20 protein-coding genes are annotated in these 21,303 nt (G+C 65.9%); 18 read left to right on the top strand and 2 right to left on the bottom strand.

Annotated elements, in window-relative coordinates:
- Positions 1–53 precede the first annotated feature (53 nt).
- The 3 genes from ACZYZ7_RS13340 to ACZYZ7_RS13330 are packed head-to-tail and all read left to right on the top strand — an operon-like array spanning position 54 to position 3,236.
- Positions 54–731 (top strand): TetR/AcrR family transcriptional regulator, encoded by a 678-nt coding sequence (locus ACZYZ7_RS13340; protein WP_463741105.1) that lies wholly within the window; start codon positions 54–56, stop codon positions 729–731.
- A gap of 25 nt (positions 732–756) precedes the next feature.
- Positions 757–1,530 (top strand): SDR family oxidoreductase, encoded by a 774-nt coding sequence (locus tag ACZYZ7_RS13335; protein WP_463741104.1) that lies wholly within the window; start codon positions 757–759, stop codon positions 1,528–1,530.
- Positions 1,527–3,236 carry an acyl-CoA dehydrogenase gene (locus ACZYZ7_RS13330; protein ID WP_463741103.1) on the top strand — a complete coding sequence of 570 codons (1,710 nt, stop codon included), beginning with the start codon at positions 1,527–1,529 and terminating at the stop codon, positions 3,234–3,236. The genes ACZYZ7_RS13335 and ACZYZ7_RS13330 overlap by 4 nt, the downstream gene beginning before the upstream one ends.
- Here the strand turns inward: ACZYZ7_RS13330 and ACZYZ7_RS13325 are convergent.
- Positions 3,233–4,324 (bottom strand): alcohol dehydrogenase catalytic domain-containing protein, encoded by a 1,092-nt coding sequence (locus tag ACZYZ7_RS13325; RefSeq protein ID WP_463741102.1) that lies wholly within the window; start codon positions 4,322–4,324, stop codon positions 3,233–3,235. The two genes, ACZYZ7_RS13330 and ACZYZ7_RS13325, sit on opposite strands and share 4 nt — an antisense overlap.
- A gap of 36 nt (positions 4,325–4,360) precedes the next feature.
- Between ACZYZ7_RS13325 and ACZYZ7_RS13320 the strand changes: the two genes are divergently transcribed.
- Positions 4,361–4,825: an acyl-CoA thioesterase gene (locus ACZYZ7_RS13320; RefSeq protein ID WP_450070845.1), complete on the top strand. Its 465-nt coding sequence runs from the start codon at positions 4,361–4,363 to the stop codon at positions 4,823–4,825.
- Positions 4,794–5,234: an SRPBCC family protein gene (locus ACZYZ7_RS13315; protein WP_450070844.1), complete on the top strand. Its 441-nt coding sequence runs from the start codon at positions 4,794–4,796 to the stop codon at positions 5,232–5,234. Before ACZYZ7_RS13320 ends, ACZYZ7_RS13315 begins: the two co-directional genes overlap by 32 nt.
- 495 nt (positions 5,235–5,729) lie before the next feature.
- Here ACZYZ7_RS13315 and ACZYZ7_RS13310 read toward each other — a convergent pair whose 3' ends face one another.
- A complete protein-coding gene (locus tag ACZYZ7_RS13310) occupies positions 5,730–6,422 on the bottom strand; it encodes a GntR family transcriptional regulator (protein WP_463741101.1) in 693 nt (230 codons plus the stop codon).
- A 126-nt stretch (positions 6,423–6,548) separates the two neighbouring features.
- Between ACZYZ7_RS13310 and fadD5 the strand changes: the two genes are divergently transcribed.
- From fadD5 to ACZYZ7_RS13245, 13 genes are all read left to right on the top strand, one after another.
- Positions 6,549–8,138, top strand: a complete 1,590-nt coding sequence (gene fadD5, locus ACZYZ7_RS13305) for a fatty-acid--CoA ligase FadD5 (RefSeq protein ID WP_463741100.1) — start codon at positions 6,549–6,551, stop codon at positions 8,136–8,138.
- Between the two features lie 304 nt (positions 8,139–8,442).
- Positions 8,443–9,180, top strand: a complete 738-nt coding sequence (locus ACZYZ7_RS13300) for an MlaE family ABC transporter permease (protein ID WP_167858059.1) — start codon at positions 8,443–8,445, stop codon at positions 9,178–9,180.
- Position 9,181: 1 nt separating this feature from the next.
- The gene (locus tag ACZYZ7_RS13295) at positions 9,182–10,051 is read left to right on the top strand and encodes an MlaE family ABC transporter permease (protein ID WP_135451445.1); all 870 of its coding nucleotides are present in this window, start codon (positions 9,182–9,184) and stop codon (positions 10,049–10,051) included.
- Positions 10,052–10,055: 4 nt separating this feature from the next.
- Complete coding sequence (locus tag ACZYZ7_RS13290; RefSeq protein ID WP_450070840.1) at positions 10,056–11,276, top strand: MCE family protein; 1,221 nt, start codon at positions 10,056–10,058, stop codon at positions 11,274–11,276.
- On the top strand, positions 11,273–12,304 hold the full coding sequence (locus ACZYZ7_RS13285; protein WP_135451447.1) for an MCE family protein: 1,032 nt from the start codon (positions 11,273–11,275) through the stop codon (positions 12,302–12,304). The genes ACZYZ7_RS13290 and ACZYZ7_RS13285 overlap by 4 nt, the downstream gene beginning before the upstream one ends.
- On the top strand, positions 12,301–13,878 hold the full coding sequence (locus ACZYZ7_RS13280) for a virulence factor Mce family protein (RefSeq protein ID WP_135451448.1): 1,578 nt from the start codon (positions 12,301–12,303) through the stop codon (positions 13,876–13,878). The genes ACZYZ7_RS13285 and ACZYZ7_RS13280 overlap by 4 nt, the downstream gene beginning before the upstream one ends.
- A 9-nt stretch (positions 13,879–13,887) precedes the next feature.
- The gene (locus ACZYZ7_RS13275; RefSeq protein WP_135451449.1) at positions 13,888–15,528 is read left to right on the top strand and encodes a virulence factor Mce family protein; all 1,641 of its coding nucleotides are present in this window, start codon (positions 13,888–13,890) and stop codon (positions 15,526–15,528) included.
- A 20-nt stretch (positions 15,529–15,548) separates the two neighbouring features.
- A complete protein-coding gene (locus tag ACZYZ7_RS13270; protein ID WP_167857661.1) occupies positions 15,549–16,703 on the top strand; it encodes a virulence factor Mce family protein in 1,155 nt (384 codons plus the stop codon).
- A gap of 6 nt (positions 16,704–16,709) precedes the next feature.
- Positions 16,710–18,263, top strand: coding sequence for an MCE family protein (locus ACZYZ7_RS13265; protein ID WP_450071022.1), 1,554 nt, complete (start codon positions 16,710–16,712; stop codon positions 18,261–18,263).
- On the top strand, positions 18,233–18,874 hold the full coding sequence (locus ACZYZ7_RS13260; protein WP_450070839.1) for a hypothetical protein: 642 nt from the start codon (positions 18,233–18,235) through the stop codon (positions 18,872–18,874). Before ACZYZ7_RS13265 ends, ACZYZ7_RS13260 begins: the two co-directional genes overlap by 31 nt.
- Positions 18,871–19,848: an RDD family protein gene (locus tag ACZYZ7_RS13255; protein ID WP_450070838.1), complete on the top strand. Its 978-nt coding sequence runs from the start codon at positions 18,871–18,873 to the stop codon at positions 19,846–19,848. The genes ACZYZ7_RS13260 and ACZYZ7_RS13255 overlap by 4 nt, the downstream gene beginning before the upstream one ends.
- Positions 19,845–20,405: a mammalian cell entry protein gene (locus ACZYZ7_RS13250; RefSeq protein ID WP_135451454.1), complete on the top strand. Its 561-nt coding sequence runs from the start codon at positions 19,845–19,847 to the stop codon at positions 20,403–20,405. Before ACZYZ7_RS13255 ends, ACZYZ7_RS13250 begins: the two co-directional genes overlap by 4 nt.
- Complete coding sequence (locus tag ACZYZ7_RS13245) at positions 20,372–21,301, top strand: mammalian cell entry protein (protein WP_450070837.1); 930 nt, start codon at positions 20,372–20,374, stop codon at positions 21,299–21,301. Before ACZYZ7_RS13250 ends, ACZYZ7_RS13245 begins: the two co-directional genes overlap by 34 nt.
- Positions 21,302–21,303: the final 2 nt, after the last annotated feature.

The following is a 21,303-nucleotide window of genomic DNA, read 5'->3' as shown; positions in this document are numbered from 1 at the left end:
TAGTTGATTGATTTCCCGGGCAAGGTCCCGGCGATGCTGATAGTGAGTGTGCTATGTCATCCGATGCAGAGGGCGGCCGGGGCCGCGGAGGCGCGGCTGCCAACGGGACGTCCCGCCGAGATGAGCTGCTGACTGTCGCGGCCAAACTGTTCGCCGCCCGCGGCTATCACGGCACCAGGATGGACGATGTCGCCGAGGCTGTCGGCCTGAACAAGGCCACGGTCTACCACTACTACTCGAGCAAGTCGCTGATCCTCTACGACATCTACAAGAGCACCGCGGACTTCACCGTCGAGGCCCTGCACGACGACCCGACCGCCTCGGCGCGGGAGACCATCTACAACTTCACCCGGCGATTGCTGGTCGGCATCGCCAACGACCTGGAGCGCGCGGCCGTGTACTTCCAGGAAGGCCCCTACATCGCGGAATGGTTCACCGAGGAGCAGGTGGCCTACATTCGGCGTGCTGAGACCCAGGTCTACGAGCATGTCCGCGACGTGATCGACCGCGGCATCGCCAGCGGAGAGTTCTACGACTGCGATTCGCATGTCCTGGCCCTCGGCTACATCGGGATGACGCTGGGCTCCTACCGCTGGCTGCGACCCCACGGCAGGCGCACCGCCAAGGAGATCGCCGTCGAGTTCAGCACGGCGCTGTTGCGGGGGCTGATCCGCGACGAGGTGATCCGCAACGAATCCCCGCTCGGTGTCGAGATCGACGAGAAGGCTTAGAACACGACAGCGCAGACTGATGGACATGACTGATCTGTTCCGACTGGACGGCAAGGTCGCCGTTGTCACCGGAGGCGGCCGAGGCATCGGCCTGATGATGGCCCGTGGCCTGCTGCAGGCGGGGGCGTCGGTGTACGTCTCGAGCCGCAAGGAGGCCGAGCTGGCCGCGGCGGTGGACGCGTTGTCCCCTCTCGGCCGGATCTCCGCGGTGCCTGCCGACCTCGGGACCGCCGAAGGGGTCGCGGCGCTCACCGCGGCCGTGACGGGGCGCGAGGATGCGATCCACGCACTGTTCAACAACGCGGGCGCGGCCTGGGGCGCACCGTACGAGGAGTTCCCGGAGTCCGGGTTCGACAAGGTCTACGACGTCAACGTCAAAGGCGTGTTCCTACTGACCCGCGCTCTCACGCCGCTGCTGAATTCCGCTGCCACCGAAGAGGATCCGGCGCGGGTGATCAACACAGGCAGCATCGACGGCATCGTCGCGCCCGGAAAGGGGCGGGACAACTTCTCGTACAGCGCCAGCAAGGCCGCCGTGCACATGCTGACCCGCCACCTCGCCGGTGAACTGGCCCCACGCATCCTGGTCAACGCGATTGCGCCGGGCCTGTTCGAATCCCGGATGACCAAGGAGATGCTGCGCGGCGGATCCGAGGCCGTCGGGTCGGCCCTGCCGCTCGGCCGGATCGGGCAACCCGACGACATCGCCGGCATCTCGGTGTTCCTGGCCAGCCGGGCCAGCGCGTACATCACCGGCGCAGTCATCCCGGTCGACGGCGGCGTGAGCACGATCCGATGAAGTCGACCATCATGTCGCGGCGCGACCTGGACTTCCTGCTCTACGAGTGGCTGGACGTCGAGAGGCTCACCACGCTGGACCGATTCACCGAACACTCCCGCGAAACCTTCGACGGCGTGCTGGATCTGTGCGAGCAACTCGCGACCCGCTACTTCGCGCCGCACAACAAGCTCAGCGATGCCAACGAGCCGACGTTTGACGGGCAGACCGTCACGCTGATCCCTGACGTGAAAGAAGCGTGGGACGCCTTCGCGGCGGCCGATCTGCTCGCCATGGGGATGGACGCGGAGATCGGCGGCGCGCAGCTGCCGGCCACGGTGGCGCAGGCCGCATTCGCGTGGATCTCCGCGGCGAACGTGTCGACCTCGGGCTATCTGATGCTGACCATCGCGAACGCCAACCTGCTGGCCCGGTTCGGCTCGGCCGAGCAGATCGAGACGTTCGTCAAACCCATGCTGGCGGGCCGGTTCTCGGGCACCATGGCGTTGTCGGAGACCCAGGCCGGGTCGTCACTGGCCGACATCACCACGCGTGCCGAACCGCAGCCCGACGGCAGCTACCGGCTGTTCGGTTCGAAGATGTGGATCTCCGGCGCCGAGCATGAGCTCACCGAGAACATCGTCAACCTGGTGCTGGCCAAGATTCCCGGTGGCCCGGCCGGCACGAAGGGCATCTCGCTGTTCGTCGTGCCGAAGTTCCTGGCCGACGGCACCCGCAACGGCGTGGCCATCTCGGGGCTCAATCACAAGATGGGGCAGCGCGGTATCACCAACACCGTGCTCAACTTCGACGGCGCGGTCGGCTACCTCGTCGGCGAGCCGCACCGCGGCATCGTCTACATGTTCCACATGATGAACGAGGCCCGCCTGGGCGTCGGGATGGGCGCGGTCGCGCTCGGCTACACCGGCTATCTCAAGTCGGTGCAGTACGCGCGCGAGCGCCCGCAGGGCAGGCCGTTGGGTGTCAGGGACCCGTCGACCCCGCAGGTGCCCATCATCGAGCATGCCGACGTCAAGCGAATGCTGTTGGCGCAGAAGGCCTATGTCGAAGGCGGGCTGGCGCTCGCGCTGTACTGCGCCAAGCTCGTGGACACCGGTGACACCGCGGTGCTCGACATTCTCACCCCGATCGCCAAGAGCTGGCCGTCGCAGTGGTGTGTGGAGGCCAACAGCCTGGCGATCCAGGTGCACGGCGGTTACGGGTACACCCGCGAGTACGACGTCGAGCAGCACTACCGCGACAACCGGCTCAACCCGATCCATGAGGGCACCCACGGTATCCAGAGCCTGGACCTGTTGGGCCGCAAGGTGACCCAGAACGGCGGGGCCGGCCTGGCGGCACTCGGGGAGCGGATCGCGGTGACCGTCTCGCAGGCCACGGGTGTGGCGCCTGAGCTGGCCGCTCAGCTGGACGCGGCCTGGCAGCGGCTGGTCGCGGTCACCGGCGCGATGTTCGCCTCCGGTGATGTCGAGGCCGCGATGGCCAACAGTGCGGTGTACCTGGAGGCGTTCGGGCACATCGTGGTGGCGTGGATCTGGCTGGAGCAGTACCTGGCCGCCGAAGGACGTACGGGCGACTTCTATGACGGCAAGCGGCAGGCCGCCCGCTATTTCTTCCGCTACGAATTACCCAGGACCGCACCGCAGTTGGACCTGCTGGAGAGCCTGGACCGCACCACACTGGAGATGCGCGACAACTGGTTCTAACCGAACTCGATGATCTGGCGCACGGCCCGCCCCTCGGCCAGCTCGTCCATGCCGGTGTTGATCTGATCGAGGGTGATGGTCGAGGACACCAGCTGCTCGACGGGCAGCCGCCCGGCCCGCCAGAGTTCGACGAACCGGGGGATGTCGCGGGCCGGTACCGCCGAGCCCAGGTAGCTCCCGATCAGTGACCGGCCCTCGGCCACGAAGCCCAACGGCGACACCGAGATTCGGGCGTCCGGACGGGGCAGGCCGACGGTGATGGTGCGCCCGCCCGGCCCGGTGAGCGCGATCGACGTTTCCAACGCGGCGGGGTGGCCCGCGGCTTCGATCACGACGTCGGCCTTGAGGTCGGCGGCCTGCTCGGGGGTGTAGGTCTCGTGCACACCGAGTTCACGGGCTCGGGCCAGCTTGTCGGGCAGCTGGTCCACACCGATGACACGGACGTCGTCGTGCGCGAGCGCGGTCAGGGCCGCGGCCATGCCGACGCCGCCCAGGCCGACCACTGCCACGGTCTGGCCGGGCCGCGGCGTGCCCACGTTGAGCACCGCGCCGCCGCCGGTGAGTACCGCACAGCCCAGTAGCGACGCGACCGTGGCGGGGACATCACCCGGAACGGGCACCACCGAGCGACGGTCGACGACGGCGTAGGTGGCGAATCCGGACACCCCGAGGTGATGGAACACGGGTTGGCCGTCGCGGGTCAGCCGGATGTCGCCGTTCATCAACGTGCCCGCGCCGTTGGCGGCCGATCCGGGGCCGCACGGTGTCAGGCCGGCGGTGGCACACGCCGGGCACTCGCCGCAGCGCGGCAGGAACGTCATCACCACCCGTTGTCCCACCGGCAGATCGGTGTCACCCGCTTCCACGATTCCGGCAGCCTCATGCCCCAACAGCATCGGGACCGGGCGTACCCGGTTGCCGTCGACGACAGACAGATCGGAGTGGCACAGCCCCGCGGCCTCGATGCGCACCAGCAGCTCGCCGGGGCCCGGTTCGGCGAGCTCAAGGTCGCTCACCCGGATCGGTCGGGACTCTGCGTACGGGCGGGAGAGGCCGATGTGCTCGAGAACGGCTCCGCGGATCTTCATACGCACCAGCCTGTCACCTGCTGTCAGACTTCAGCCATGACCGAAGCTGCCGACCTGACCCGCGAGGATTTTCCGCTGCACTGGCCGGTGCTGACCCGATGGACCGACAACGACATGTTCGGCCACCTCAACAACGCGGTGTATTACGAACTGTTCGACACGGCGATCAACGGCTGGATCAACACCAATTGCGATGTCGATCCGGTCACCGCGCCCTGGCTCGGTGTGGTCGCCGAGTCCGGGTGCCGCTACTTCGCGGAGTTGAAATTCCCCGACCCGTTGGTGGTCGGCCTGGCGGTGGCCCGGTTGGGCAACAGCAGCGTCACCTACCGGCTCGGATTGTTCGAGCCGGACGGGCCGGTGGCGGCGGTCGGCCACTGGGTGCATGTCTACGTGGACCGGACCACGCGCCGCCCCGTACCGATTCCCGACGTGATCCGCGATCTGCTGCAGTCGATATCATCGCCGGATGCCACTCGTGAGCAAGACCGTCGAGGTTGATGCCCCTGCCGACAAGATCATGGCGATCGTCGGTGATTTCGAGGCCTATCCGCAGTGGAACCCCGAGATCAAGGGTTGCTGGATCCTGGCCCGCTACGACGACGGCCGGCCCAGCCAGCTGCGTATGGACGTCGAGATCCAGGGTCAATCCGGCACCTTCATCAACGCGGTCTACTACCCCGCCGAGAACCAGATCTACACCGTGCTGCAGCAGGGCGACCACTTCACCAAGCAGGAGCAGCGGTTCTCGGTCGTGCCCCTCGGGCCGGACAGCACGCTGCTCCAGGTTGACCTCGAGGTCGAGGTCAAGCTGCCGATCCCGGCCATGATGGTCAAGAAGCTCATCGGCGACACCCTGGACCACCTGGCCAACGCCCTCATCACCAGGGTGCAGCAGCTGTCGGCTTAGGCCGAGCGGTCGGCTGCAGCACCTGCATGGTCAGTACGTAGCGGAGGTTGGTGCCCGCAGCACGAGTTTGTCCGTCATGGGGTCGCGGTGCCAACGCGGTCCGGCAAGTCACACGGGCCACAGATTTCGGACGGATATCCGATGTGCCCGGCTACGAGCGACAATCCAGCGACAATCGCCACATTGGCACTACGGGTCACGCAAGACCCATTGTCGCTGGCCGTTCCCGCCTGACCAGTACCGCTGGCCCCGTCAGCCTCACCCGTCTCGTGCCCGACTATCAGCGACTTTGTCGCTGGCAGGTGGGCAACCTGAAATCTGTTGCCCACGAGGCTGGTGAGGTCCGGAGTGACGAGAGTGTTGATTGCACCTGTGAACAGCGGTGCTGACGATATTTATGAGGCGATTGTCGCTCGATTGTCGCGCGTAGCCGGCCAGCTCGGCACACTGGCGGGACGGCGGTGCTGATGTGAACAGTGGGACTGCCCCGACGTGTCAGTCCCACATCCCGATGTCGTTCAGCCGGGCGATGAGCCGTTCGGAAGCGTCGGTGAACTGGTTTGCGTTGAGCTCCACCGCGGCAGTCGCATCCCGCCGGCGCAGCGCGTCGATCAGCAACCGGTGGTTCTCCACGGCCTCGGTGCCCCACTTCGGATCGGTCGAATAGATGAGGGCAGGCAGGTACCGCGCGACGTGCAGCAGGAACCAGGCCAGCTTGATCCGGCCGCTGGCGTGGTTGAACGCCCGGTGGAAGGCGAACTCGGCGGACGAGATCGCGACGGGATCGTGAGCTTCGACCGCGGTCGCGAGTTCGGCGTTCAGCTGTTCCAGCTCATCGATCTGGGCCGCGGTGATGCGGGTCGTGGCGGTGGCCGCGAGCTCCCGCGCGATGGTGGCCTGCAGCCAGAAGATGTCTTCGACGTCGGCGCGGGTCAGGGGCACCACGACGTGGCCGCGGTTGGGCTCCAACTGCACCATGCCCTCGCCGCGCAGCGTGCGCAGCGCCTCGCGTACCGGGGTGATGCTCACCCCGAGAGCCGCGGCGGTTTCGTCGAGCCGGATGAATGTCCCGGGCCGCAGCACACCAGTCATGATCTCGGCCCGCAGTTGGGCGGCAACCTCGTCGGAAAGTTGCTCGCGCCGTCCCCCGCGACGACGTTGCACGGCCGCTCTGGCAGGTGCGTTCACGCGAATCCGGTCGCCTTTCTGGTGGGCTTGTCGCCGAGGCGCCGAGGCCATAGTGTGACCGGGGCAACCCCATGTTTGATCAAATATAAAATTCGTGCAACTCGATACCGATGGAGTGCAGATCCGTTGACTGCCGAGCCGTTCCCCACTGAGCAGCCATACCTGGCCCGTCGTCAGAACTGGGCCAATCAACTGACCCGGCATGCCCTGATGCGGCCCGACAAGACCGCCCTGCGGTACCTGGGGCACACCACCACGTGGCGCGAGCTCGACCACCGGGTGACCAGGCTGGCCGGCGCCCTGAGCCGGCGAGGGGTCGGCTTCGGCGACCGGGTGCTGATCCTGATGCTGAACCGGCCCGAGTTCATCGAGGCGATGCTGGCGGCCAACAAGCTCGGCGCCATCGCGGTGCCGGTGAACTTCCGGATGACCCCACCCGAGGTGGCCTTCCTGGTCAGCGACTGCGAGGCCCGCGTCATCGTCACCGAGCCCGTCCTCGCCGGAGTCGCCACGGCGGTACGCGATCTCGATGCCACGCTGTCGACGGTCATCGTGGCCGACGCACCTACCGAGGACGGCGTCCTCGGCTATGAGGACCTGATCGCCGAAGACGGCGACCCCGCGCAACCGGTCGACATCCCCAGCGACGCCCCCGCACTGATCATGTACACCTCGGGAACCACCGGCCGGCCCAAGGGCGCGGTGCTGACCCACGCCAACCTCGTCGGGCAGGGCATGACCAACCTGTTCACCAGTGGCGTCGACATCAACAATGACGTCGGCTTCATCGGCGTCCCGCTGTTCCACATCGCCGGCGTCGCCGGAAACGTGAATACGGGTCTGACGCTCGGCCTGCCCACGGTGATCTATCCGCTCGGCGCGTTCGACCCGGGTGCGTTGCTCGACGTGCTGGCGGCCGAGAAGGTCACCGCGATCTTCCTGGTGCCCGCACAGTGGCAGGCGGTGTGCGCCGAGCAGAAAGCCAATCCACGCGATCTTTGCCTGCGAGCCCTGTCATGGGGTGCGGCACCGGCTTCGGACACCTTGCTCCGGGCAATGGCCGAGACGTTCCCGGGTAGCCAGATCCTCGCCGCATTCGGTCAGACGGAAATGTCGCCGGTCACCTGCATGTTGTTGGCAGACGACGCAATTCGCAAGCTCGGTTCGGTCGGTCAGGTGATCCCCACCGTCTCCGCCCGCATCGTGGACGAGAACATGAACGACGTCCCGGTCGGCGAGGTCGGCGAGATCGTTTACCGCGCCCCAACTTTGATGGCGGGCTACTGGAACAACCCCAAGGCCACCGCCGAGGCGTTCGCCGGTGGTTGGTTCCACTCCGGTGATCTCGTTCGGCAGGACGAGGAGGGCTACATCTGGGTTGTCGACCGCAAGAAGGACATGATCATCTCCGGCGGCGAGAACATCTACTGCGCCGAGGTGGAAAACGTCCTCGCCGGGCACCCCGCCATCACCGAGGTCGCGGTGATCGGCCGCCATGACGAGAAATGGGGCGAGGTTCCGGTTGCGGTGGTTGCCCTGACCCGAGGCGACGTCCTGAATCTCGGAGATCTCGACGGCTTCCTCACTGAACGCCTGGCGCGCTACAAACACCCGAAGGCGCTCGAAATCGTCGATGCCCTGCCCCGCAATCCCTCGGGCAAGGTGCTCAAGACCGAACTTCGGGAACGCTTCGGCTCACCGGTCAACGCCCAGTAGGGTTGACGTTTGCGAAAGTAACTCAGCGTCAACGGTTTCTGCAGGTCGCACCGAAAGTTTGCTGTCCCTGCACGCCCTTGCTAACGGTTGATGACACAATCCACCCGATGCAGTGCACGGCCCGGTTTTTATCGGGTACAGTCCGGTGGTCTCAATTACTACTCGCGAGTAGGGAGAGACGGATCACACAAGCTGACAGGCGACGAGGAGGGGGCGTGCGACACGTCCAGGGGGCGCAACGGTGACGGCGCCCGCCGACGGGCTCGTCGGCTACGTACGTGGTCAACTGGAGAAGCCGCTGGCTATGGTCGGTGGCTTCTTCAAGATGACTGTGCTCACTGGAAAGGCCTTTCTCACACGGCCTTTCCAGTGGAAAGAGTTCGTGTTGCAGAGCTGGTTCCTGATCCGGGTGGCATTCCTGCCCACGCTCGCGGTCTCGATCCCACTGACCGTGCTCATCATCTTCACGCTCAACATCCTGTTGGCGGAGTTCGGTGCCGCCGATGTGTCGGGCGCGGGCGCAGCCCTCGGCGCGGTCACGCAGCTCGGTCCTCTGGTCACGGTGCTCGTGGTGGCCGGCGCCGGGTCGACGGCGATTTGCGCGGACCTGGGTGCCCGCACCGTGCGTGAGGAGATCGACGCGCTCGAGGTACTGGGTATCGACCCGATCGAACGCCTGGTCGTTCCCCGCGTGGTCGCCTCCACCTTTGTGGCCTTCATGCTCAACGGCGCGGTGATCACCATCGGTCTGGTTGGCGGCTTCTTCTTCGGCGTCTATGTCCAGAACGTCTCCGCCGGTGCCTACGTGTCCACGCTGACCCTGCTGACCGGATTCCCCGAGGTGATGATCTCGGTCATCAAGGCCACGTTGTTCGGTCTGATCGCCGGACTCGTCGGCTGCTACCGCGGCCTGACGGTGGCCGGTGGCTCCAAGGGCGTCGGCACCGCGGTGAACGAGACCCTGGTGTTGTGCGTGGTGGCATTGTTCGCAGTCAACGTCGTGCTCACCACCATCGGTGTGCGGTTCGGAACAGGGCATTGACATGAGTACAGCAACAGTCCTTCGCTCCCGGTTCCCTCGAGCGTTCTCGCGCACCTCAGACATCGCGGGCACTCCGGCCCGGTTCCTCGACAGCATGGGCCACGTCGCGTGGTTCGTGATCCAGGCCATCGGCTCCATCCCGCACGCGTTCCGGCACTACCGTCGTGAAGCTCTACGACTCGTCGCCGAGATCGGAATGGGTACCGGCGCGATGGCCGTCATCGGCGGCACCGTGGCCATCATCGGTTTCGTCACGCTGTCGGCAGGCTCCCTGATCGCCATCCAGGGCTTCGCGTCCCTGGGCAATATCGGCGTCGAGGCCTTCACCGGCTTCTTCGCCGCCCTGGCAAACATCCGCGTCGTTGCCCCGGTCGTCACCGGTCAGGCCCTGGCCTCCACGGTCGGTGCCGGCGCCACCGCCGAACTCGGCGCCATGCGCATCAGCGAAGAGATCGACGCGCTGGAAGTCATGGGGATCAGGTCGATTTCGTATCTGGTGTCCACCCGCCTCATCGCCGGATCGATCGTCATCATCCCGTTGTACGCCGGGGCGGTCCTGCTGTCCTTCCTGTCCGCACAGTTCGTCACGACGGTCTTCTACTCGCAGTCGGTGGGTACGTATGAGCACTACTTCCATACGTTCCTGCGCGTCGACGACGTGATGTGGTCCTTCCTCCAGGTCATCGTCATGTCCATCGTTGTCATGTTGAACCACTGCTACTTCGGCTACTACGCCAGTGGCGGTGCCGTCGGTGTGGGTGAGGCAGTAGGGAGGTCGATGCGAACCTCGTTGATCGCAATCGTGTTGGTGGTCCTGTTGGCATCGTTGGCGCTCTACGGCACCGACCCCAACTTCAACCTCACGGTGTAGCGGCATGACGACGCCTCAAACTCCTCTGAACAAGCCCAAGATCCCGCCGTACAAGCTGGCCGGATTGGTGCTTGCGCTCGTCACCACCATGGTCCTCGCGCTGACGTGGATGCAGTTCCGCGGGACGTTCGAGAAGAAGACGCAGCTGACGGTGTTGTCCGGACGGGCCGGCCTGTCGATGGACCCGGGCTCGAAGGTCACCTTCAACGGCGTGCCGATCGGCCGGCTGGCTTCCGTCGATGTCGTCACCGTCGACGACAACCCGGAAGCCAAGCTGACGCTGGACGTCAAGCCTCAGTACCTGAAGCTGATCCCGGACAACGTGACCGCCGAGCTGCGGGCCACGACGGTGTTCGGCAACAAGTACATCTCGTTCCTGTCGCCGAAGAATCCCTCGGCAAACCGGTTGACGCCCGGAACACCGATCCGCGCCCAAGGCGTGACGACGGAGTTCAACACCCTGTTCGAGACGATCACGTCGATCTCCGAGCAGATCGACCCGATCAAGCTGAACCAGACATTGACGGCCACCGCACAAGCGCTCGACGGCCTGGGTGACAAGTTCGGCCAGTCGATCGTGAACGGCAACGAGATCCTGTCGGACCTCAACCCGCGCATGCCCCAGATCCGCCGCGACATCGCGGGTCTGGCCGACCTCGGCGAGGTTTACGCGAATGCCGGTCCCGATCTGTTCGACGGCCTGACCAACGCCGTCACCACCGCGCGCACGCTCAACGAACAGCGCGGAAACCTGGACCAGGCACTGGTGGCCGCAGTCGGATTCGGCAACACCGGCGGCGACATCTTCGAGCGCGGCGGCCCGTATCTGGTCCGCGGCGCCCAGGACCTGCTGCCGAGTTCGGCTCTGCTCGACAAGTACAGCCCGGCGTTGTTCTGCACGATCCGCAACTACCACGACGCGGGCCCGAAGCTCGCCGGCGCGCTCGGCGGTAACGGCTACTCACTGCAGACCCAGTCGTTGGTGATCGGCGTGGGCAACCCGTACGTCTATCCCGACAACCTGCCGCGGATCAACGCCAAGGGCGGGCCCGAGGGACGGCCCGGCTGCTGGCAGCCGATCACCAAGGACCTGTGGCCCATGCCGTACCTGGTGATGGATACCGGTGCATCGATCGCGCCTTACAACCACCTCGAGATGGGGCAACCTCTCGTGACCGAGTACGTGTGGGGCCGCCAAGTGGGGGAGAACACGATCAACCCATGAGCATCAAGGGCACGATTATCAAGCTCGGCATCTTCTCACTGGTGCTGCTCACCTTCACTGCGATCATCTTCGTGGTCTTCGGTCAGATCCGGTTCAACCGGACCTCCGAGTACTCGGCGATCTTCAAGAACGTCAGCGGTCTGCGCACCGGGCAGTTCGTCCGGGCGTCCGGTGTCGAGGTCGGCAAGGTCTCGGGCGTCAAGCTGATCAACGGTGGCCAGCAGGCCGAGGTCACGTTCAACGTCGAGAAGTCGCTGCCGTTGTTCGACCAGACCACGGCCGCGATCCGGTACCAGGACCTGATCGGTAACCGCTACCTCGAGCTCAAGCGCGGCGAGAGCGACACGAAGATCGCGCCGGGCAGCACCATTCCGCTGGAACGCACCGAGCCCGCGCTCGACCTCGACGCACTCGTCGGCGGCTTCCGTCCGCTGTTCCAGTCGTTGAGCCCGGAGAAGGTCAACACCATCTCCAAGTCGATCATCACGATCTTCCAGGGGCAGGGCGGCACCATCAACGACATCCTGGACCAGACGGCACAGCTCACCCAGAGCATCGCCGACCGTGACCAGGCCATCGGTGAGGTGATCAAGAACCTCAACATCGTCCTGGACACCACGGTCGCGCATCAGCAGCAGTTCGACGACACCCTCAAGAACTTCGAGACACTGATCACCAGCCTGAAGAACCGCGCCGATCCGATCGGATCCTCGGTGGCCAACATCAGCAACGCGGCCGGCTCGCTGGCAGATCTGCTGTCCGACAACCGTCCGCTGCTCAAGGACACGCTCGGCTACCTCGAGGTCATCCAGCAGCCGCTGATCGACCAGAAGCAGCAGCTCAACGACATCCTGGTGCAGTTCCCGGAAGCGTTGAAGATCATCGGCCGTGCCGGTGGCATCTACGGTGACTTCTTCAACTTCTATGCCTGCGATCTCTCGTTGAAGCTCAACGGGTTGCAGCCAGGTGGCCCTGTCCGAACCGTCAAACTCAGTTCACAGCCGTCGGGTAGGTGCACGCCGAGATGAGGACACTGCAAGGTTCCGATCGCTTCCGCAAAGGCCTCATGGGCGTTGCGGTGGTGGCACTGGTCATCGGCGTCGGCTCGACGCTGACGAGCGTGCCGATGCTGTTCGCGGTCCCCACGTACTACGGCCAGTTCTCCGACACCGGTGGCCTGAGCCTGGGTGACAAGGTGCGCATCGCCGGTATGGATGTCGGCACGGTCAAGAGCATGGACATCAACGGCGACAAGGTCGAGATCGGCTACACCCTGGGTGGGAAGACGATCGGTACCGAGAGCCGCGCGGCGATCCGTACCGACACGATCCTGGGTCGGAAGAACATCGAGATCCAGCCGCGCGGCAGCCAGACGCTGCCCCCGCGCGGGATGTTGCCACTGGGTCAGACGACGACGCCGTATCAGATCTACGACGCGTTCCTGGATGTCACGCGCAACGCGTCGGGCTGGGACACCACGTCGGTCAAGGAATCGCTGAACGTGTTGTCGGAGACGGTCGATCAGACCTCGCCGCACCTGAGCGCCGCGCTGGACGGCGTGGCCAAGTTCTCCGAGACCATCGGCAAGCGCGATGAGGACGTCAAGAAGCTGCTGGCCAACGCCAACAAGATCGCCACGGTGCTCGGTGACCGCAGCACGCAGGTCAACCAGCTGTTGGTGAACGCCCAGACCCTGCTGGCCGCGGTCAACGAGCGCGGCCAGGCCGTCAGCATGCTGCTGGAGCGGGTGTCGTCGGTGTCGCGTCAGGTCGAGGGCCTGATCAACGACAATCCGAACCTCAACCACGTGCTGGAGCAGCTGCGCACGGTCAGCGACCTGCTCGTCGAGCGCAAGCAGGACCTGGCCGACACCCTCACTGTCGCAGGCAAGTTCATCACCTCACTCGCCGAGGCCCTGGCCTCCGGCCCGTACTTCAAGGTGATGCTGGTCAACCTGATCCCGCCGCAGATCCTGCAGCCGTTCGTCGATTCCGCGTTCAAGAAGCGCGGTATCGATCCCGAGGAGTTCTGGCGTAACGCCGGCCTGCCGTCGGCCCGGTTCCCCGATCCGAACGGCAAGCGCTTCGAGAACGGCGCCCCGCCGCCGGCCCCGATTCCGCTGGAAGGCACCCCGGAGCACCCGGGACCCGCCGTCCCACCCGGATCGCCGTGCTCGTACACGCCGACCGCGGCCGGGATCCCGTCCCCGGGCAACCCGATGCCGTGCGCAGGGGCAACCGTTGGGCCCTACGGTGACAACCCGTACGGACCCAACTACAGTCCGCCGGATCTGGCGACCTCGGCGCCGAATCCTGACGGCATCGCGCATTCGCCGGGTGTGCCCAGCGCGGCCATCCCGGGCGACATGCCGCCGGATCAGCCGGGTGCCCCGGTCGAGCTGGCCCCCGGTCCGCCCGGAGCCCGCACCGTTCCGATCGCACCGTTGCCGGTGGCGCCGGGCCCCATCCCGGGTTACGCACCGCACCCGGGCCCGTTGAACGCACCCCCGGCGCCGCCGGGACCGGGTCCCGACGCAGGGCCGGTGGGGACACCGCCGCTGCCGGGTAATCCGCCGTTCCTTCCGCCCGGGTCGCAGGGATAGGCCGCCGCTATGTCAACAGTTTTCAACGTTCGAAACATCAAGTTGCCCAAGGCTTCCCGGGCATCCATCATCGTCGGTGCGCTGGCGGTGGTGGCTGCCCTGGTGCTGGGTTACTTCGGCATGAACCTGTACAAGAAGATGACCAACACCACGGTCACCGCGTACTTCCCCGAGGTGCTCGCGCTGTACCCCGGTGACAAGGTCCTCATCATGGGCGTCAAGGTCGGTGCGATCGACAGCATCGAGACCGACGGCGACAAGATGAAGGTCGTCTTCCACGTCAACAACAAGTACAAGGTGCCCGAGAACGTCACGGCGTCTGTGCTGAACCCGAGCCTGGTGGCCTCGCGCGTCATCCAGCTGTCCCCGCCGTACACGGGTGGGCCACGGTTGCAGAACAACGCGGTGATCCCGATCGAGAACACCCAGATCCCGGTCGAGTACGACGAGCTGCGCAACCAGATCACCCGCCTGCTCGACGAGCTGGGCCCGACCGCCGAACAGCCCAAGGGCCCGTTCGGCGACATCATCGAGTCCTTCGCCGACGGCTTCCAGGGCAAGGGTGAACAGCTCAACCGCACCCTCAACGGGTTGTCGGAGGCGCTGACGACGCTCAACCAGGGTCGCGGCGACTTCTTCCAGGTGGTCAAGAGCCTGGCGTTGTTCGTCAATGCCCTGCACAAGAGCGATCAGCAGTTCGTGGCGCTCAACAAGGATCTGGCGCAGTTCACCAACTCGTTCACCAACACCGATCAGGAGTTGGCAACGGCGCTGCAGGATCTCAACCGGGTGCTCAAGACCACTCGTGAGTTCCTCGACAAGAACGGCGGGGTGCTCGCGCACGACGTCAACAACTTGTCGGAGGCGACGACGGCGATCCTGCAGCCGGAACCGCGCAACGGTCTGGAGACGGGTCTGCACTCGTACCCGAACCTCGCCGCCAACGTGCTCAACATCGTCTCGCCCAACCAGGGTGGCATCGTGAGCTTGCCGGTTCTGCCGGGCCTGACCAACTTCTCCAACCCGCTGCAGTTCATCTGCAGTTCGATTCAGGCGGGCAGCCGGTTGGGGTATCAGGATTCGGCCGAGTTGTGTGCGCAGTACCTGGCACCGATCCTGGACGCGATCAAGTTCAACTACCTGCCGTTCGGCCAGAACCTGGCCAACACCGCGATGACGCTGCCCAAGCAGATCTCCTACTCGGATCCGCGCCTGCAGCCGCCGGGTGGGTACAAGGACACCACCGTGCCGGGTATCTGGTCGCGTGACACCTTGTTCTCGCACGGCAACCACGAGCCGGGCTGGACTGTGGCGCCGGGTATGCAGGGTGTGCAGGTGCAGCCGGCCACGCAGCAGATGCTGACGCCGGAGTCGTTGTCCGAGTTGATGGGTGGCCCGGACATCGCGGCCCCGCCGGCCCCGCCGGCGTTCGGGGCTCCTCCGGGAGGCAACCTGCCCGGACCGCCGAACTCGTACGACGAGCGCAACCCGCTGCCGCCGCCGTGGTACCCGCAGCCCGGACCGCCGCCGGTGCCTGCGCCGGGTGTGATCCCGGGTGACCCGATGTCGGCTCCCGCACCGGCCGCTCCGGCACCTGGCCCGGCTCCCGCCGGACCCGCGTTGCCTGCCGAGGCTGGAGGCCAGGGCTGATGACGACAAAGACAGGGCTCATGAGGACACGCAACTGGGGCCGCGTCGGCCGACGCGTCGCGGTGTTGTCGGCGTCCGCGCTGATCCTCACCTCGTGTGGGCAGTGGCGCGGGGTGGCCAACGTGCCACTGCCGGGTGGGCCGGGCACCGAGTCCGGCCGCACCACGCTGTACGTGCAGATGCCGGAGACGTTGGCGCTCAACGCCAACAGCCGGGTGCGGGTGCGCGACGTGTTCGTCGGCCGGGTCCGCAAGATCGAGCTGATCAACTGGGTGCCCACGTTGACGGTCGACCTTGAGCCGGGCATCGAGCTGCCGAAGAACACCCTGGCCAAGATCGGCCAGACCAGCTTGCTGGGTTCGCAGCACGTCGAGCTCAATCCGCCGGACAAGGACGCGTCCAAGGAGATGCTGCGCAGCGGGGACACGATTCCGCTGGCGCAGTCGTCGGCCTATCCGACGATCGAGCGGACGCTGGCCGGTATCTCGGGCATCCTGACCGGCGGTGGCATCCCGAACATCGAGACCATCCAGACCGAGGTGTTCAACATCCTCAACGGTCGCGCCGATCAGATCCGCGACTTCCTGGGCCGGCTCGACACGTTCACCGACCAGCTCAACCAGCAGCGCAACGACATCACCCGGGCGATCGATTCGACCAACCGGCTGTTGAACATCGTTGCGGCGCGCAATGACACGTTGGACCGGGTGCTGACCGAGTTCCCGCCGCTGATCCAGCATTTCGCCGATACACGCGACTTGTTCGCCGATGCGGTGACCTCGTTGGGCCGGTTGTCCAAGGCTGCCGACGACACGTTGTCGAACAGCAACGCGAATCTGCACACCAACCTGCAGAATCTGCAGCGGCCGCTCAAGCAGCTGGCACGCTCGGCCCCGTACCTGGTGGAAGCGCTCAAGCTGATCCTCACGGTGCCGTTCAACATCGAGAACATCCCGAAGGCGGTGCGCGGCGACTACATCAACGTGTCGCTGACGATCGACCTGACGTTGAGCTCGGTGGACAACGCGTTCCTGTCCGGCACCGGTGTCTCGGGCATGCTCCGGGCGCTGGAGCAGGCGTGGGGCCGCGATCCGGCGACGATGATCCCGGACGTCCGGTTCACGCCGAACCCGCACGATGCACCTGGTGGCCCGCTTGTGGAAAGGGGGGAGTGAGACATGGTGCTGACCCGCTTCATCAAGATGCAGCTCGTTCTGTTCACTGTGCTGACCGTGATAGCTCTGGTCGTGCTGGCGCTCGTGTACCTACGGTTGCCGACTTGGGCCGGGATCGGGATGTACAAGCTGAACGCCAACCTCCCGAACTCGGGCGGTTTGTACGCCACGGCCAACGTCACCTATCGCGGTACGACGATCGGCAAGGTGACCTCCGTCGAGCCCACCGAGCAGGGCGCCCGGGTCGAGATGAACATCTACGACCAGTACCGGATCCCGCTGGACGCCAGTGCCAACGTGCACTCGGTGTCGGCGGTCGGTGAGCAGTTCATCGACCTGGTGTCCGAGGGCGGCAGCACCGGGAAGTACTTCCGTGACGGCGACACCATCGAGAAGGGCTCGGTGCCCGCCGAGGTGGGACCGTCGCTCGACGCCGCTCAGCGGGGTCTGGCGGCGTTGCCCAAGGAGAAGATCGCAACCCTGCTCGACGAGACGGCCACGGCCGTCGGTGGGCTCGGGCCGTCACTGCAGCGACTGGTCGATTCCACCCAGGCGATCGCGAGTGATTTCAAGGACAACATCGGTCCTGTCAACGACATCGTCGAGAACTCCGGGCCGATCATCGACAGCCAGGTGAATTCGGGCGACGCGATCTCGCGGTGGGCGAAGAACCTGAACACGCTGGCGGCTCAGAGCGCTCAGAACGACGCTGCGTTGCGGAGTGGCATCCAGCAGGCGGCGCCGACGGCCGATCAGCTGAACTCGGTGTTCGGCGATGTCCGGGAGTCGTTGCCGCAGACGCTGGCGAACCTGGAAATCGTCATCGACATGCTCAAGCGGTACAACAAGAACGTCGAGCAGGTGTTGGTGGCGTTGCCCCAGGGTGGCGCGGTTGCCCAGACTGCGACGATCTTCGCGCCCAAGGGCCTGCTGCACTTCGGTCTCGGCATCAACGTGCCGCCACCGTGCCTGACCGGGTTCCTGCCCGCGTCGGAGTGGCGTTCACCTGCGGATACGTCGACGGCGCCGCTGCCGTCGGGCCTGTACTGCAAGATCCCCAAGGACGCGAACAATGCGGTGCGCGGTGCGCGTAACTACCCGTGTGCCGACGTGCCCGGCAAGCGGGCCGCCTCGCCGGCCGAGTGCCACAGCGATGCGCCCTACCAGCCGTTGGGCACCAACCCGTGGTACGGCGACCCGAATCAGATCCGCAACTGCCCGGCCCCGGCCGCGCGCTGCGATCAGCCCGTCGATCCGGGCCGGGTCATCCCCGCGCCTTCGGTGAATAATGGGTTGAACCCGTTGCCGGCAAGTCAGCTCCCACCACCGGAATCAACGGCGCCACGCAGCGACCCGCTGACCGCGCCGCGGGGTGGCAATGTGAGTTGTAGTGGACAGCAGCCGAACCCCTGCATCTACACTCCGGCAGCAGGTTCGACCGCCACCTATAGTCCGTCCAGCGGCGAGGTGGTCGGTCCCGGCGGTGTGAAGTACTCCGTCACCAACTCGAATAAACCAGGAGATGACGGATGGAAGGAGATGCTGGCACCAGCCAGCTGAACCTCGCCGACCAGCAGGACCCCCACACCACCGAACCGCAAGCGGAGGCCGTCACCGAGATCGCTGATCCGATCTCGGCCACGGACGCCGAGGAGGGCACGTCACGGCCATCTCGTCTGGGACGGGGTTGGATGGCGGCGATCCTCGCCGGGCTACTTGTCCTGGCGGCGGCCGTCGGCGTCGGCGGCTACCTGGCGTTGCGGGCACATCAGGACAGTGAACGCATCGCCAGCGACGAGGCCGAGGCCCTGGCCGCGGCCAAGGACTGCGTGACGGCAACCCAGGCGCCCGATACCCAGGCGATGATCGCGGCCCAGACCAAGATCATCGAATGCGCGACCGGTGACTTCGGGGCCCAGGCCGGCCTTTACAGCGGCATGCTGCTCGATGCCTACCAGGCTGCCAACGTGCAGGTGAAGGTCTCGGACCTGCGGGCGGCGGTGGAGAAGCACAACGACGACGGGTCGATGGACCTGTTGGTCGCGGTGCGTGTGTTGGTCACCAACACCGAGAAGTCCGATGAAGAGCAGGGCTACCGGCTGCGGGTGAAGATGGCGCGCGCCGAGGACGGTAACTACAAAGTCGCCCGGCTCGACCAGGTCACGTCGTGACCACTGTGCTGGACAACGCCGAAACGATCTCCGCTGGGGGGATCGGGACGGACCAGACCCGGTTGGCGTCGTGGCCGGCTCGGGCCGGCGCGTTCGCGATCGATGTGCTCGCGCCTGCCGGGTTGGTCGCCACGGTGACTCTGGTTGCTCAGGGCACGGCGTTGGGCACGTGGCTGTGGTGGGCGGTGTACGCGGGCGGATTGGTCCTGCTGGTCGCCGTTTCGAGCGTGAATCGCATCCTGTTGCCGGCGTTGACGGGTTGGAGTCCGGGCCGGTCGGTGTTCGGTATTCGGGTGGTGTCGCCGGCCGGTGATGCCGGTCTGGGGCGGCTGCTGCTGCGCGACCTGGCCCATCTGCTGGACACCGCGGCGGTGTTCCTGGGTTGGCTGTGGCCGCTGTGGGATTCGCGGAACCGGACCTTCGCCGATCTGCTGACCCGCACCGAGGTGCGTCGCGTCGATCGGCCTGAGTCTGACGTCCGGCGTCGCGCCGGCGCGATGTTGCTGACGCTCGCGCTGCTCAGCGGAATCGCGGGCGGGCTGGGATATGTGGTGGTGTACCGGCAGGATCGGGCAGTGGACGAGGCCCGCACGCAGATCGCCGACCAGGGCCCGCGGATCGTCGAGCAGCTGCTGAGCTACGGGGTGGATTCCGTCGACGCGGATTTCACCAAGGCGCAGTCGCTGGCCACGGACAACTACCGGCCGCAGTTGGTCGCCCAGCAGGACGCGGTGCGCAAGGCCGGTCCGACGACGAATGACTACTCGGCCGTGAGCAGCGCGGTGCTGCCCGGCGTTACCAAGGACGCGGCCACGATGCTGCTGGCGCTGCAGGGCCAGCGCGGCACCAATCCGCAGGAGCTGAAGTTCATCACAGCTACGGTGCGGGTGGAATTCCTGAAGTCAGACGACCACTGGCTCGTCGATAGCCTGACGGTGCTCAAACGGCCGGTTCTGAGCGGGGGCGCACAGTGAGCCCGCGTCGTCGGATCGAGCCCGACGAGCGCGACTACTTCGCCGTCGAGCCCAAGGAGCCCAAGGAACCGATCCGTTGGGGCCTGCCGATCGTCGGGATGATCTCGGCCCTGATCATCGCCGCGGCCATCACGGGCAGCGCATTGATTCTGGTCCGGCACGAATCGGATCGCCGTGCGGAGATCAAGACCGCGGGCGCGCTGGACTACGTGCGTGAGTTCATGACGGTGTACACGACGGTGGATCCGTTCCACGCCAACGACTATGCCGACCGCATCGCGTCCCAGGCGACCGGCGATTTCCGAAAGATGTTCCAGGAGAAGCAGAACGAGATCGTCGTTCAGGTGGCGCGGGCCGAGCCGACCGAGGGCTCGGTAGTCGATGCCGGCATCGCGCGATGGAACGACGACGGTAGTGCCGACGTTCTGGTCGCTACGAAGGTCAACACCCGGACCCCTGACGGGAAGTCCGTGATCGAAAGCGGCAGCCGTTGGATTGCGACGACGATTTGGGAAGGACAGCAGTGGAAGATCAGCCAGCTGATTCAGGTGATCTGACCACCGGCGAGCCTGACAAGCCGCGCCGCAGACTGCGTTTCGGGCGGCGTAGCCGTACCGAACCGGTGGTTGAGGAATCGGTCGAGTCGCCCGCCGACTCGGCGGCCGACGAAGCCGGCGACGCTCCGGAGCGGCGTACCCCCACGGGCAAGGCGGCTCGCAAGGCGGCCGTCGAGCCCGAAGGTGACGTCGAACCTGAAGCGGACGCAGAGCCCGCGTCAGACGCCGAGCCGGAACCGACGGCTGAACCGGCACCCGACGCTGAGGCCACACCAGATGCCGACGCCGGGCCGGACGCTGACACCGAAGCTGAGGTCGACACCGAGGCCGAACCGGGCGAGGCTGAGCCGGATGAGGATGTGGTCCTCGTTCCACACCGCGAGGCCGGCAAGCGGCTGACGTACCTCGCCGTCGGTGCGGCGGCGGTGTTCGTGGCGGCGGGGGCATTCGGGGGTGCGATGTTGCAGCCGTACCTGGCCGACCGGGCATTGGTGGCGACCAAACTTCAAGTGGCGCGGACCTCGGCCGAGGCGATCACCACGTTGTGGACCTACAACCCGGACGACATCGAGACCCTGCCGGATCGGGCTGCGAAGTACCTGTCGGGCGACTTCGCGAACCAGTACCGGAAGTTGATCGATTCCCTCGTGCCGACGAACAAGCAGGCGCAGGTCACCAACAACACCGAGGTGTTGGGCACCGCGGTGGAGACCATCGGTCGCGATGAGGCCACTGCGATCGTCTACACCAATACGGTGTCGACGAGCCCGGTGACCAAGAATGTTCCGTCGCTGCGGTACATGTCGTATCGGCTGATATTGCAGCGCACCGACGGGGATTGGCTGATCACTCAGATGCCGGCGTTGACCCAATTGGACCTGTCTCCGCAGCTGTAGCG

It is taken from the genome of Mycobacterium sp. IDUB_17 (assembly GCF_055419465.1).
The sequence above is the reverse complement of the archived record's forward strand: the minus strand, read 5'-3'. Positions and strand labels throughout refer to the sequence as shown.